This is a genomic window from Tepidimonas sp. (assembly GCF_036825565.1).
Lineage (GTDB): Bacteria > Pseudomonadota > Gammaproteobacteria > Burkholderiales > Burkholderiaceae_C > Tepidimonas.
The window spans coordinates 17,568-30,615 of the sequence record NZ_DAISXZ010000001.1 but is presented as its reverse complement, the minus strand read 5'-3'; the positions used below and the strand labels follow the sequence as shown (position 1 = coordinate 30,615).

At 69.4% G+C, this 13,048-nt stretch carries 13 protein-coding genes; 12 read left to right on the top strand and 1 reads right to left on the bottom strand.

The genetic code is table 11. From position 1 onward, the window contains the following. Positions 1–3 precede the first annotated feature (3 nt). From bamB to V7026_RS00110, 10 genes are all read left to right on the top strand, one after another. Positions 4–1,158, top strand: a complete 1,155-nt coding sequence (gene bamB / locus V7026_RS00155; protein WP_443082291.1) for an outer membrane protein assembly factor BamB — start codon at positions 4–6, stop codon at positions 1,156–1,158. Beyond that, complete coding sequence (gene der, locus V7026_RS00150; RefSeq protein WP_334153219.1) at positions 1,155–2,492, top strand: ribosome biogenesis GTPase Der; 1,338 nt, start codon at positions 1,155–1,157, stop codon at positions 2,490–2,492. Before bamB ends, der begins: the two co-directional genes overlap by 4 nt. Positions 2,493–2,585: 93 nt before the next feature. Then, positions 2,586–2,840 (top strand): RNA chaperone Hfq, encoded by a 255-nt coding sequence (gene hfq / locus V7026_RS00145; RefSeq protein WP_334153218.1) that lies wholly within the window; start codon positions 2,586–2,588, stop codon positions 2,838–2,840. Beyond that, positions 2,837–4,051, top strand: a complete 1,215-nt coding sequence (gene hflX / locus V7026_RS00140) for a GTPase HflX (protein WP_334153217.1) — start codon at positions 2,837–2,839, stop codon at positions 4,049–4,051. Before hfq ends, hflX begins: the two co-directional genes overlap by 4 nt. Next, a complete protein-coding gene (gene hflK, locus V7026_RS00135; RefSeq protein ID WP_334153216.1) occupies positions 4,048–5,415 on the top strand; it encodes an FtsH protease activity modulator HflK in 1,368 nt (455 codons plus the stop codon). The genes hflX and hflK overlap by 4 nt, the downstream gene beginning before the upstream one ends. Before the next feature lie 17 nt (positions 5,416–5,432). Then, positions 5,433–6,329 (top strand): protease modulator HflC, encoded by an 897-nt coding sequence (gene hflC / locus V7026_RS00130; RefSeq protein ID WP_334153294.1) that lies wholly within the window; start codon positions 5,433–5,435, stop codon positions 6,327–6,329. A gap of 78 nt (positions 6,330–6,407) precedes the next feature. Continuing rightward, entirely contained in the window at positions 6,408–7,589 is a 1,182-nt protein-coding gene (locus V7026_RS00125; protein ID WP_334153215.1) for an ATP phosphoribosyltransferase regulatory subunit, read from the top strand. A 69-nt stretch (positions 7,590–7,658) separates the two neighbouring features. Next, positions 7,659–9,047, top strand: a complete 1,389-nt coding sequence (locus V7026_RS00120; protein WP_334153214.1) for an adenylosuccinate synthase — start codon at positions 7,659–7,661, stop codon at positions 9,045–9,047. Positions 9,048–9,079: 32 nt separating this feature from the next. Next, the gene (locus V7026_RS00115) at positions 9,080–9,604 is read left to right on the top strand and encodes a phosphoribosyltransferase (RefSeq protein WP_068609383.1); all 525 of its coding nucleotides are present in this window, start codon (positions 9,080–9,082) and stop codon (positions 9,602–9,604) included. Next, the gene (locus tag V7026_RS00110) at positions 9,592–10,773 is read left to right on the top strand and encodes a PLP-dependent transferase (RefSeq protein ID WP_334153213.1); all 1,182 of its coding nucleotides are present in this window, start codon (positions 9,592–9,594) and stop codon (positions 10,771–10,773) included. The genes V7026_RS00115 and V7026_RS00110 overlap by 13 nt, the downstream gene beginning before the upstream one ends. 131 nt (positions 10,774–10,904) lie before the next feature. On the opposite strand, the gene V7026_RS00105 is transcribed toward V7026_RS00110, so the two are convergent. Next, on the bottom strand, positions 10,905–11,558 hold the full coding sequence (locus V7026_RS00105; RefSeq protein WP_443082289.1) for an arylesterase: 654 nt from the start codon (positions 11,556–11,558) through the stop codon (positions 10,905–10,907). A 14-nt stretch (positions 11,559–11,572) separates the two neighbouring features. Between V7026_RS00105 and V7026_RS00100 the strand changes: the two genes are divergently transcribed. Continuing rightward, entirely contained in the window at positions 11,573–12,247 is a 675-nt protein-coding gene (locus tag V7026_RS00100; RefSeq protein WP_334153212.1) for an ABC transporter ATP-binding protein, read from the top strand. A 9-nt stretch (positions 12,248–12,256) separates the two neighbouring features. Then, on the top strand, positions 12,257–13,045 hold the full coding sequence (rlmB, locus tag V7026_RS00095) for a 23S rRNA (guanosine(2251)-2'-O)-methyltransferase RlmB (protein WP_334153211.1): 789 nt from the start codon (positions 12,257–12,259) through the stop codon (positions 13,043–13,045). The last annotated feature ends 3 nt before the right edge of the window (positions 13,046–13,048 follow it).

The window sequence follows — 13,048 nt, the reverse complement described above, 5'->3', positions numbered from 1 at the left end:
CTCATCCACCCCCCCGTTCACCCCTCCTCGCTCGTCCGGCGTGCGGGCACGTGGCTGGCCGGTGCCGCCCTGGCGCTGGCGCTGGCCGGTTGCTCGTCCAGCGGCCGCAAACCGGCGCCCATGCCGCTGGAGCCGGTGGCCGCGCTCGTGCCCGCACGGCAGGTGTGGACGCAGGCGCTAGGGCCGGTCGATGCGTTGATGGTGCCGGCCGTCCACGGCGCGTCGGTGGCGCTGGTCAACGCCGCGGGCACGGTGACCGTGCTGGATGGCGAGAGCGGTCGCGTGCGCTGGCGGGCCGAGTCCGGCGCCCCCATGGCCGCCGGGGTCGGTTTCGATGGGCGGCGCGCGGCCGTCGTTACGCGCGACAACGATTTGGTGGTGCTGACCGAAGGCGGCGAGCGCTGGCGCCAGCGGCTGCCCGCGCGCACCTTTACGCCGCCGTTCGTGGCCGGTGAACGCGTGTTCGTCTTGGGGGGCGATCGCAGCGTGGTCGCGTTCGATGCCGCGACGGGCGCGCGCCTGTGGTCGCAAACCAGCCGCGGCACCGAGCCGTTGGTGCTGCGCCAGGCCGGCGTGCTGGGTGCGGTCGGCAACACACTGGTCGTCGGGATCGGCGGCCGTTTGGTCGGCTTGGACCCCGACACCGGGCGCATCCAGTGGGACGCCACCATCGGCCGCTCGCGCAGCGCCAACGAAATCGAGCGCCTCGTCGATTTGGTGGGCCGTGTAGGGCGCGACCGCGACGTGCTGTGCGCGCGTGCTTTCCAGTCCGCGATCGGCTGTGTGGATGCCCAGCGCGGCCGGGTGCTCTGGACGCAACCGGCCGACGGCACGACCGGCGTGCAGGCCGATGCCGAGCGTGTGTACGGCGTGGAGTCGAACGGCCGGGTCATCGCCCTGCGGCGTGAGGACGGAGTGCGCGCGTGGGCCAACGAGCGGCTGCTGTACCGGGGCCTATCGGCACCGTTGGCGGTGGGCCGCTCCCTGGCCGTGGGGGATGCGCAGGGCCATGTGCACCTGCTGTCGCGCGCCGATGGGTCATTCCTGAACCGGCTGCCGACGGATGGCTCGCCCATCGTCGACGGGCCGCTGCTGGTTGGCAACACCCTGCTGGCCGTGACCCGCAACGGCGGCGTGTTCGCCTGGCGTCCCGAATGACCGCGTTCAAGCCCGTCGTCGCGCTGGTCGGCCGCCCCAACGTCGGCAAGTCCACGCTGTTCAACCGGCTCACCAAGAGCCGGGACGCCATCGTCGCTGACATGCCCGGCCTCACCCGCGACCGCCATTACGGCAATGCCCGGCTGGGGCGGCGCGAGTTCATCGTCATCGACACGGGCGGATTCGAGCCCGACGCCTCCAGCGGCATCTATCGGGAGATGGCCAAACAGACCCGCCAGGCCGTGGCCGAGGCGAATGTGGTGATCTTTGTCGTGGACGCGCGGGCCGGGCTGAGCGCGCAGGACCACGAAATCGCCGATTACCTGCGCCGCTTGGCCAAGCCCTGCCTGCTGGTGGCCAACAAGGCCGAGGGCATGCGCGAGGGTGCACGATTGGCCGAGTTTTATGAACTGGGCCTGGGGAACGTGATCCCGGTTTCGGCCGCGCACGGACAGGGCGTGCGCTCGATGGTCGAGGCTGCGCTCGACCAGCTCATCTGGCCCGACGACACCCCCGAGGCCGACGAGGCCACCGAGGAGGCGATCCGGCTTGCCGTCGCTGGCCGCCCCAACGTCGGCAAGTCCACGCTGATCAACGCCTGGCTGGGCGAAGAGCGGCTGGTGGCCTTCGATTTGCCGGGCACTACGCGCGACGCCATCCGCGTGCCCTTCGAGCGTGAGGGGCGCCGCTTCGAGCTGATCGACACCGCCGGCCTGCGCCGTAAGGGTCGGGTGTTCGAGGCGGTGGAAAAGTTTTCCGTCGTCAAGACGCTGCAGGCCATCGAGAGTGCGCACGTCGTGCTCTTGCTGCTGGACGCCACGCAGGGCATCACCGACCAGGATGCGCACATCTCCGGCTATATCCTGGACAGCGGCCGCTCGGTGGTCGTGGCCGTCAACAAGTGGGACGCGGTGGACGACTACCAGCGCGAGCAACTGCAGCGCTCCCTCGAGGTGCGGCTGGCCTTCCTGAAGTTTGCGCCGCTGCACTTCATTTCCGCGCGCAAGCGCCAGGGCATCCAGGCGCTGTGGAAGTCCATCGCCCGGGCCTATGCGTCGGCGATGGTCAAGATGCCCACGCCAGTGCTCACCCGCCTGCTGCAGGAGGCCGTTGCCTTCCAGGCACCGCGCAAGAGCGGCATGTTCCGCCCCAAGTTGCGCTACGCGCACCAGGGCGGGCAGAATCCGCCCGTCATCGTCATCCACGGCAACTCGCTTGAGCACGTAGGCGACGCCTACCGACGCTATCTGGAGGCGCGGTTTCGCAAGGCGTTCGATCTGGTCGGCACGCCGTTGCGCATCGAGTTCAAGACGCAGGAAAACCCCTACGACTGACGCACCCTTTGTGCGGGGCTTTGCGCCCACGCACGCCGCCGCCGTTTGTGGTAAGGTCGTCGTCCCGTTTTTATATCGAACACGGACGATATCGTGAGCAACAATAAAGGCCAACTCCTCCAGGACCCGTTTCTGAACCAACTCCGCCGCGAGCACGTGCCGGTGTCGATCTACCTCGTCAACGGCATCAAGCTGCAAGGCCAGATCGAATCGTTCGACCAGTACGTGGTCTTGCTGCGAAACACCGTCACCCAGATGGTGTACAAGCACGCCATCTCCACCATTGTGCCGGGTCGTCCGGTGCAGTTCACGGCAGGCCAGACGGCCGACGCGGCGTCGGCACCGTGACCGGATTCGCCCCGGCATCCACGGCCGGTGAGCCGGCGCCGGGTGTCATTCTCGTCGGCGTCGACATCGGCCAGCCGAACTTCGACGCCACCCTGGACGAACTGGCCCAACTGGCCCAGTCGGCGGGGTACCGGGTGTGCGACAAGGTCGTCTGTCGCCGCCGCGCGCCGGATGCGGCGCTGTACGTTGGCAGCGGCAAGGCAGACGAAATTGCAGCCCTTGCCGCGGCGCATGGCGCCAGCGAGGTGCTGTTCGACCAGTCCCTGAGCCCGGCGCAGCAGCGCAACCTCGAACGGCACCTCAAGATGCCGGTCAACGACCGGGTGTTGTTGATTTTGGACATCTTTGCCCAGCGGGCCCGCAGCCACGAGGGCAAGCTGCAGGTGGAGCTGGCGCGGCTGCGCTACCTGTCGACGCGGCTGGTGCGGCGCTGGTCGCACCTGGAGCGCCAGACCGGCGGCATCGGCTTGCGCGGCGGCCCCGGCGAGACGCAGATCGAGCTGGACCGCCGCATGATCGCCGAGGCGATCCAGCGTACCCGCGAACGGCTCGAGCGGGTCAAGCGCCAGCGGCGCACCCAGCGCCGGCAGCGCGAGCGCCGCGGCACCTTCACCGTGTCGCTGGTCGGCTACACCAACGCCGGCAAGTCCACGCTGTTCAATGCGCTGGTCAAGGCCCGGGCGTATGCGGCCGACCAGTTGTTTGCGACGCTCGACACCACGACGCGCCAAATGTATCTGGGCGAGGTCGGCTGCAATGTGTCTTTGTCGGATACGGTCGGCTTCATCCGCGACCTGCCCCACACGCTGGTCGAGGCGTTCGCAGCCACCTTGCAGGAGGCGCGCGACGCCGACTTGCTGCTGCACGTGGTCGATGCGGCCAATCCGCAACACCCGGAACAGATCGACAACGTGCAGCGCGTGCTGCACGAGATCGACGCGGCCGACGTGCCGCAGGTCCTGGTGTTCAACAAGATCGACGCCCTGCCACCCGAGCGGCGCCCGCTCCAGCACCGGGATGTCACGGAACTCGAAGGGCGCAGCGTGACTCGGGTTTTCGTGAGCGCGCAGACCGGCGAGGGACTTGACGCGTTGCGGGCGGTGCTGGCCGACGCCGTGCGCGAGCACCTCTTCATGCCCAACGGTGACGGGGGCGTGCCGCAATTCGGCACAATTCGCATACCATCCAACGATCCACGTTTTCATCCATGAGCGACTTCCCCTTGGGCGCACGACCTTCTGGACGCGGGCCTGACCGCCTGGGCCTGTGGTCTCGGGCAGGCTGGGCACGCCGTCTGCGCGCGGTGTTCAACCTCAACGACCCGCGCTGGGGGCGTGGGGAAGACGACGATGCCCGCGACGGTGGCGGGCAGCGCCGGCCATCGGGCGGGCAGACGCCCCCCGACCTGGACGAACTGTGGCGCGACTTCAATCGCAAGCTCGGCGGCCTGTTTGGCGGTCGTGGGGGTTCTCGCCCGCCGGGTGGACCCGGCTGGGGTCGGGGGGAGGGCGGTGCGCCGATGCGCCCCGATCCCAAAGGCGCGGGCATCGGCGCCGGCCTGATCGTAGGTGTGGGTGTGCTGATCTGGCTGGGCACGGGCTTTTTCATCGTGCAGGAAGGCCAGCAGGCCGTCATCACCCAGTTCGGCCGCTACCACAGCACGGTGGGCGCGGGCTTCAACTGGCGGCTGCCGTATCCCATCCAGCGCCACGAATCGGTGTTCGTCACTCAGATCCGCTCGGTGGACATCGGGCGAGATGCGATCGTGCGCGCCACGGGCCTGCGCGAGTCGGCGATGCTGACCGAGGACGAGAACATCGTCGAGATCAAGTTTGCCGTTCAGTACCGCCTGAGCGATGCGCGCGCCTACCTGTTCAGCAGCCGCGACCCCGACGCGGCGGTGGTCAAGGCCGCCGAGACCGCCGTGCGCGAGGTGGTCGGCAAGATGAAGATGGACGCCGCCCTGGCCGAGGAGCGCGAGCAGATCGCCCCCCGTGTGCGGACCTTGATGCAAAACATCCTGGACCGCTACAACGTCGGCATTGAGATTGTCGGCATCAACCTACAGGCCGGCGGCGTGCGCCCGCCCGAGCAGGTGCAGGCCGCGTTTGACGACGTGCTCAAGGCCGGGCAGGAGCGCGAGCGCGCCAAGAACGAGGCCGAGGCCTATGCCAACGATGTCGTGCCGCGCGCGCGCGGCGCGGCGTCGCGCCTGATCGAGGAGGCCGAGGGCTACAAGGCGCGCATCGTGGCGCAGGCCCAGGGTGATGCACAGCGCTTCTCGCTCGTGCAGGCCGAGTATGCGAAGGCGCCGCAGGTCACTCGCGAGCGCCTGTATCTGGAGGCCATGCAGCAGATCTACACCAACGTCACGAAGATCATGGTGGATACCCGCCAGCAGTCCAGCCTGCTCTATTTGCCGCTCGACAAAATCATGCAACAGGTCAGCGCCGGGCAGGGGGCGGGGGGATCGGTCCCGTCGCCCGGCGCGTCGGCCGCCGCATCGAGCGCGCCGGCCGGCGCCGATGCGCGCGGGCGTGACGACCTGCGCAGCCGCGACCGCGAAGGGCGCTGAACGGAGCCGACGCCATGATGCACCGAATCGGATTCATTGCCTCTTCCCTGTTGATCCTGCTGGCTATAGTCAGCTCCACCCTGTTCGTCGTCGATCAGCGCCAGTTTGGCGTGGTGTTCCAGTTCGGCCAGATCCGCAACGTGGTCACCGAGCCGGGCCTGAACTTCAAGCTGCCGCCGCCGTTCCAGAACGTGTCCTACATCGACAAGCGGCTGCTGACGCTGGAGAGCACCGACACCGAGCCGACGCTGACCGCCGAGAAGCAGCGCGTCGTCATCGACTGGTATGTGCGCTGGCGCATCTCCGATCCGTCAGCCTACATCCGTAACGTCGGGCTGGACGAGCGCGCCGGTGCCGCGCAGCTCAACCGCGTGGTGCGCAACGCCTTCCAGCAAGAGGTCAACAAGCGCACCTTGCGCGAGCTGCTCTCCGCCAAGCGCGAGGAGCTGATGGCCGCCGTGCAGCGCGAGGTGCTGGCCGCAGTGCGCGGCGCCGAAAAGCCCTGGGGCATGGACGTGGTGGACGTGCGCATCTCGCGCATCGACTACGCCGAGTCGATCACGCGCTCGGTCTACGACCGCATGGAGGCCGAGCGCAAGCGCGTCGCCAACGAGCTGCGCTCCACCGGCTTTGCCGAGGGCGAGAAGATCCGCGCCGAAGCCGACCGCCAGCGCGAGGTCATCCTGGCCGATGCCTTCCGTCAGGCGCAAAAGATCAAAGGCGAAGGTGACGCCGAAGCGGCCCGCGTCTACAGCCAGGCGTTCGGCAAAGACCCGGCGTTTGCCCAGTTCTACCGCAGCCTGGAGGCCTACAAGGCCAGCTTTGCCGGCAAGGGCGATGTGCTGGTGGTCGATCCCTCGTCCGAGTTTTTCAAGGTATTCAAGGGCGCGGCGCCGGCGGCGGGCACGCGCTGACGGCCGCGATCGGCGGCCGGCCCGGATCCGGATCGGGGCCGGGGTAGAATCCGGCCTTTGCCTGCCATCTAACCACCCATGTCTGCCTGGCTGTTGCCGGATCACATCGCCGATGTGCTGCCCTCCGAGGCACGCCACATCGAGGATTTGCGCCGCTCCCTGCTCGAAGCCGCTCGCCGCTACGGCTACGAGCTAGTGATTCCGCCGCTGCTCGAGCACCTGGAATCGCTGCTGACGGGCACCGGCGAGGCGCTGGATCTGCAGACCTTCAAGCTGGTCGATCAACTCTCGGGGCGCATGCTAGGGCTGCGGGCCGACACCACGCCGCAGGTTGCACGCATCGATGCCCATTTGCTCAACCGGCACGGCATCACGCGGCTGTGTTATTGCGGCCCCGTGGTGCATACCCGGGCGGGTGCCGCGCACGGCTCGCGCGAGCCGCTGCAGTTCGGCGCCGAAATCTATGGCCACGCCGACCTGGAGGCCGACCTGGAAGTCCTTGAGCTGGCCCTGGACGCCCTGCGGGCCGCGGGGCTGTCCCGCTTGGGGGTGGACCTGGGCGATGTGCGCATCGTCGATGCGGTGCTGGACGGCTGTTCGCTGCCGCCGGCGCGCGTCGCGCGGCTGCATGCGGCGCTGGCGGCCAAGGATGCGGCGGCGCTGGCGGCACTGGCCGGGGAATTGCCCCCCGCGGTGCGCGATGGTCTGCTGGCCCTGCCCGAGCTGTATGGCGATGCAGGCGTCCTGGCCGAGGCCCGTCGGCGCCTGCCGGGCGGCGAACGGCTGCAGCGGGCCCTGGACGATCTGGCCTGGCTGGCCGACCGGCTGCACGAGCGCGACCCCTTGGTTTCCGTCACCTTCGATCTGGCGGATCTGCGTGGTTACGCCTACTACACCGGCGTGCGGTTTTCGCTGTTCGGCGCCGGTGCGGCCGAGCGGCAGGAAATCGCCCGTGGCGGCCGTTATGACGAGGTGGGCGCGGTCTTTGGACGCCGCCGTCCCGCTGCCGGCTTCAGTCTGGATCTCAAGCAACTGGTTCGGTTGGCCCCGGCCCCCGCGCTGCGTCCGGCGATCCGGGCGCCGTGGCGCGACGATGGGGCCCTGCGCGCGGCCATTGCCCAACTGCGCGCGGCCGGCGAAACCGTGGTCTGCGTGCTGCCCGGGCACGAGCACGAGGTCGACGAATTTGCCTGCGACCGTACGCTGGTCGAACGCGACGGCGCGTGGGTGGTGCAGCCGCTCGCGGCGCAGGCGCACTGATGCCCACCGCACCATCGCGGCCCTTCCCCCAACCGCTCTCCAAGCGATACCGATCGAGCGATTTTTCCCATGAACGACAAGGTTTTCCAGCCCCAGCCGGGGCGCAACGTGGTGGTGGTCGGCACCCAGTGGGGTGACGAGGGCAAGGGCAAGCTGGTCGACTGGCTGACCGAGACCGCGCACGGCGTGGTGCGCTTCCAGGGCGGGCACAACGCCGGCCACACGCTGGTCATCGGCGGCGTCAAGACCGCGCTGCATCTGATCCCGAGCGGCATCATGCGCGCCGGCGTCAAATGCTACATCGGCAACGGCGTGGTGCTGTCGCCGGCCAAGCTGCTGGAGGAGATCGAGGGCCTGGAGCGCGCCGGCGTCGAAGTGCGCAGCCGCCTGCGCATCAGCGAGGCGTGCCCGCTGATCCTGCCGTTTCACGCGGCGCTGGACGTGGCGCGCGAGGCTGCCAAGGAAAAGGCCGGCGCGGCCAAGATCGGCACCACCGGCCGCGGCATCGGCCCGGCCTACGAGGATAAGGTGGCGCGCCGCGCGCTGCGCGTGCAGGACCTCCAGTACCCCGAGCGCTTCGCCGCCAAGCTGCGCGAGCTGCTGGAGCTGCACAACCACGTGCTGGTGACGCTGCTCGGCTCCGAGACGCTGCAGTGGGGCCCGGCGCTGGCGCCCTACATCGAGCGCGGCCGCGTGCGCTTCGAGCCGGTGTACGAGGAAGCCATGCGCCAGGCCGAGCAGCTGCGGCCGATGGTGGCCGACGTCTCGCGCGAGCTCAACGACGCGCACCGCGCTGGTGCCAACCTGCTGTTCGAGGGCGCGCAGGGCACGCTGCTGGACATCGACCACGGCACCTATCCGTTCGTGACCTCCAGCAACTGCGTGGCCGGCAACGCCGCCGCCGGCTCCGGCGTCGGCCCGGGGCTGCTGCACTACGTGCTTGGCATCACCAAGGCCTACTGCACCCGTGTCGGCGGCGGTCCCTTCCCGACCGAACTGGACTGGCAGACCGAGGGCACGCCCGGCTGGCACATGGCCACCGTCGGCGCCGAGAAGGGCACCACCACCGGCCGCGCGCGCCGCTGCGGCTGGTTCGACGCCGCGCTGCTGAAGCGCTCGGCGCAGGTCAACGGCCTGTCGGGCCTGTGCATCACCAAGCTGGACGTGCTCGACGGCCTGCCGGAACTCAAGCTCTGCGTCGGCTACCGCCTGGACGGGCGCGAGATCGACGTGCTGCCGCTCGGGGCGGATGAGATCGCGCGCTGCGAACCGATCTACGAGACCCTGCCCGGCTGGAGCGAGCCCACCGCCGGCATCACACGCTACGAGGATCTGCCAGCCAACGCGCGCCGCTACCTCGAGCGCATCGAGGCCACCACCGGCGTGCCGATCCACGTCATCTCGACAAGCCCGGACCGCGACCATACCATCCTGGTGCGGTATCCCTTCGCCGCTTGAGGCTCCCGCAGAGCCACGCGAAAGACCCCGATATGCTCACCGAGGACGGCAAGCATCTGTACGTCTCGTACGACGAGTACCACAACCTGATCGAAAAGCTCGCGATCAAGATCCACCAGTCGGGCTGGGACTTCGACACCATCCTGTGTCTGGCCCGTGGTGGCATGCGCCCCGGCGATATCCTCAGCCGCATCTTCGACAAGCCGTTGGCCATCATGTCCACCAGTTCCTACCGCGCCGAAGGTGGTACGGTGCGCGGGCAGTTGGATATCGCGCGCTACATCACCACACCCAAGGGCGAGATCGCGGGCCGTGTACTGCTGGTCGATGACCTGGCCGACTCGGGCCACACGCTCAAGGCGGTGATCGACATGCTGCGCACCAACTACGCGCCGATCACCGAGTTGCGCAGCGCCGTCATCTGGACCAAGGGCGTGTCCATTTTCACGCCGGACTATTCGGTGGAGTTTCTGCCCACCAACCCGTGGATCCACCAGCCGTTCGAGTGCTACGACAACCTGCGGCCCGAGCAGCTGCTGGCCAAATGGAAGATCTGAGCACCCGCCTGATCCACCACCCGTACCGCGCGCCGGACGGCTTCGACGCCGCGCCGGTGGCGGTGCACAAGGCCTCCACCGTCTTCTTTCCGAACGTGGCGGCGCTGCGTACGCGCCGCTGGCAGGACAAGAGCGGCTACACCTATGGCCTGCACGGCACGCCCACCACCTTCACGCTGGAGGAGCGGCTGGCGACGCTGGAGGGTGCACGCCACTGCGTGCTGACGCCCAGCGGCCTGGCGGCGATCGCGCTGGTGGACCTGGCGCTGCTGCGCGCCGGGGATGAGGTGCTGATCCCCGACCATGCCTACGGCCCGAATCTGGCGCTGGCGCAGAACGAGCTGGCCGCCTGGGGCATCACCCACCGCGTCTACGACCCGATGGACCCGGCCGACCTGGCCGCGGGGATTGGCGAACGCACGCGCCTGGTGTGGCTGGAAGCGGCTGGCTCGGTGACGCTGGAATTTCCGGACGTGCCGGCACTGGTGGAGGTGGTGCGCCGCGCCAACGCGGGGCGCGCGCGGCCGATCGTTACGGCGCTGGACGACACCTGGGGGGCCGGCGTGGCCTACGCGCCGTTCGACTGGAGCGTGGACGTGGCGATGCAGGCGCTGACCAAATATGCCAGCGGTGGTGCCGACGTGCTGATGGGGGCGGTGTGCACGCGCGACGAGGCGCTGCATCACGCGCTGCTGATGACGCACATGCGGCTGGGCCTGGGTGTGGGGGCCAACGACGTCGAGGCCGTGCTGCGCGGGCTGCCGACCTTGGGGCTGCGCTACCGCGCGCAAGACGAGCGCTGCCGCGAGTTGGCCCACTGGCTGGCGCGGCAGCCGCGCGTGGTGCGCGTGCTGCATCCGGCACTGCCCGGCTCGCCCGGCCATGACCACTGGCGGCGCCTGGCGCGCGGTGCGGCGGCGCTGCTGACGGTGGTCTTCGAGCCGGACGTGGCGCCGGGGCGCATCGACGCTTTCTGCGACGCGCTGCGGCTGTTCCGGCTCGGCTACAGCTGGGCCGGGCCGGTCAGCCTGTGTATGCCGTACGACATCCCTGCCATGCGCCCGCGCCCGTGGCCGTACGCGCCGCGCGTGGTGCGGCTGGCGGTGGGGCTGGAGGACGCCGAGGACCTGCGCGCCGACCTCGCGCAGGCGTGGGCGGTGCTGGGCTGACGGCGGCTCAGGCCCGCGCCGGTGACCTTGCCCCTGTTTCGTGGAGTTCTTAACCCCCGGGGGCACGCGGCATTTTTGCGCTGTGCCTCGTACCAGCGCGGCTCGAACTGCATCGGGCTGAGGTAGCCCAATTATCCTTTCGGCAGCAGCGGTCGCATGACCGGCCACACGTTGTCCAGCAGGATCGGCTGCGCCCGCTCGTTGGGGTGGATGCGGTCGTCCTGGAACAGGGCGGCGGCTTGCGGCCCATCGGCGACACCGGTCAGGAAAAACGGCACCAGGGCCACTTTTTCTTCCCGGGCCAGGTCCGCATAGACGGCGCGGAACTGGGCGCGGTAGCGCTCGCCATAGTTGGGCGGCATGTCCATGCCCAGGAGCAGCACGCGCGCGCCGGCGTCGCGGCTGGCGCGGATCATGGCGCGCAGGTTGTCGCGCGTCGTCTTCAGCGGCAGGCCGCGCAAGGCGTCGTTGCCGCCCAGCTCCAGCACGACGAGGGCGGGACGATGGCGCTCGAGCAGGGGGGCCAGCCGCGAGCGGCCCCCGGCCGTCGTGTCGCCGCTGACGCTGGCGTTGACCACCCGCGCCGTGCGCCGGGCTTCCTGCAGCCGTCGTTCCAAGAGTGCCACCCACCCGGTGCCGCGCGCCAGTCCGTATTCGGCGCTCAACGAGTCACCCACCACCAGAATCACCGGCGCGGAACCCGGCTCGGCGGCCCCCGCTCTGAAGGGCAGGTACGCGAGTGCGGCGGCGGCCAGCACGGTGGCGTTACAGTCTCTGCGGTTCAAGTCAAAGGCCTTTCATGTCCACATCCATCATTACCGTGCACCGCCTGTCCAAATCGGTCACCGATGCGACGGGCACGCTCGGCATCCTGCACGACGTCGAATTTGCCGTCGCCCCGGGCGAGACCCTGGCCATTGTCGGCGCATCCGGCTCGGGCAAGAGCACCCTGCTGTCCCTGATCGCCGGGTTGGATACCCCGACCGCCGGCACGGTTCACCTGGACGGTGTCGACATTTTCGCGCTGGACGAAGACGCGCGCGCCGCGCTGCGGGCGCGCAAAGTGGGCTTCGTGTTCCAGAGCTTTCAGTTGCTGGGCAACCTCACCGCGCTGGAAAACGTCATGCTGCCGCTGGAGCTGGCCGGCCGGCGCGACGCCCGCGCGGCCGCCCTGCGCATGCTGGAGCGCGTGGGTCTGGGGGAGCGGCTGGGGCACTACCCGCGGGTGCTGTCCGGTGGCGAGCAGCAGCGCGTCGCCCTGGCGCGCGCTTTTGTGGTCGAGCCGGCGGTGCTCCTGGCCGACGAGCCGACCGGCAGCCTCGACCACGCCACCGGCGAGCGCGTCATGCAGCTGATGTTCGATTTGAACCGCGAACACGGCACCACCCTGGTGCTGGTCACGCACGATCCGGCGATTGCCGCGCGCTGCGAGCGCCGCATCGCCATCGAAGCTGGCCGCGCCCGAGACGCATAATCGCGCCCCATGTCGTCCGAAACCAAAATCCTGTTCGGGTTTCACGCCGTCGGCGTGCGCCTGAAGACCGCGCCGTCCACCATTCTAGAGGTCTACGCCGACCCCACCCGCCGCGATGTCCGCATGCGCCAGTTTTTGCAGCGTGCGCGGGAGGCGGGGGTGCGCGTCATCGAGGCCGACGGCCCCCGGCTGGCCAAGTTGGCGGGAGGCGCCAACCACCAGGGCGTGGTGGCCCGGGTGCAGCCCGTGGCGCAGGCCCGCACCTTGGACGATTTGCTGGACCAATTGGACGCCCGCAGTGAGCCCGAGCGCCGGTCCGATCCGCCGCTGCTGTTGGTGCTCGACGGCGTTACCGACCCGCACAACCTGGGGGCCTGCCTGCGCGTGGCCGACGGGGCCGGGGCGCATGCCGTTATCGCCCCCAAGGATCAGTCTTGCGGACTCACCGCCACGGTGGCCAAGGTGGCCAGCGGAGCGGCCGAGACGGTCCCGTACTTCATGGTCACCAACCTGGCCCGCACGCTGGAGGCACTCAAACAGCGCGGGTTGTGGATCATCGGCACAAGCGACGACGCCCCGCGCAGCCTACATCAGCACGACTGGCGCGGTCCCGTGGCCGTGGTTCTGGGGTCGGAGGGCAAGGGGATACGCCCGCTGGTGCGCCGCACGTGCGACGAACTGGTGTCCATCCCCATGCGCGGGGTGGTCGAGAGTTTGAACGTGTCGGTCGCCAGCGCGGTCTGCCTGTACGAGGCGGTCCGGCAGCGGCTGGCCGCGTCGTCCACCGCGCCCGCTTGACGC

What these genes read in the sequence shown, in the direction of transcription:
- der (WP_334153219.1), top strand. Translation starts at nt 1,155, where the DNA reads ATGACCGCGTTCAAGCCCGTCGTCGCGCTGGTCGGCCGCCCCAACGTC.
- hflK (WP_334153216.1), top strand. Translation starts at nt 4,048, where the DNA reads ATGAGCGACTTCCCCTTGGGCGCACGACCTTCTGGACGCGGGCCTGAC.
- hflC (WP_334153294.1), top strand. Translation starts at nt 5,433, where the DNA reads ATGCACCGAATCGGATTCATTGCCTCTTCCCTGTTGATCCTGCTGGCT.
- V7026_RS00125 (WP_334153215.1), top strand. Translation starts at nt 6,408, where the DNA reads ATGTCTGCCTGGCTGTTGCCGGATCACATCGCCGATGTGCTGCCCTCC.
- V7026_RS00120 (WP_334153214.1), top strand. Translation starts at nt 7,659, where the DNA reads ATGAACGACAAGGTTTTCCAGCCCCAGCCGGGGCGCAACGTGGTGGTG.
- V7026_RS00115 (WP_068609383.1), top strand. Translation starts at nt 9,080, where the DNA reads ATGCTCACCGAGGACGGCAAGCATCTGTACGTCTCGTACGACGAGTAC.
- V7026_RS00110 (WP_334153213.1), top strand. Translation starts at nt 9,592, where the DNA reads ATGGAAGATCTGAGCACCCGCCTGATCCACCACCCGTACCGCGCGCCG.
- V7026_RS00100 (WP_334153212.1), top strand. Translation starts at nt 11,573, where the DNA reads ATGTCCACATCCATCATTACCGTGCACCGCCTGTCCAAATCGGTCACC.
- rlmB (WP_334153211.1), top strand. Translation starts at nt 12,257, where the DNA reads ATGTCGTCCGAAACCAAAATCCTGTTCGGGTTTCACGCCGTCGGCGTG.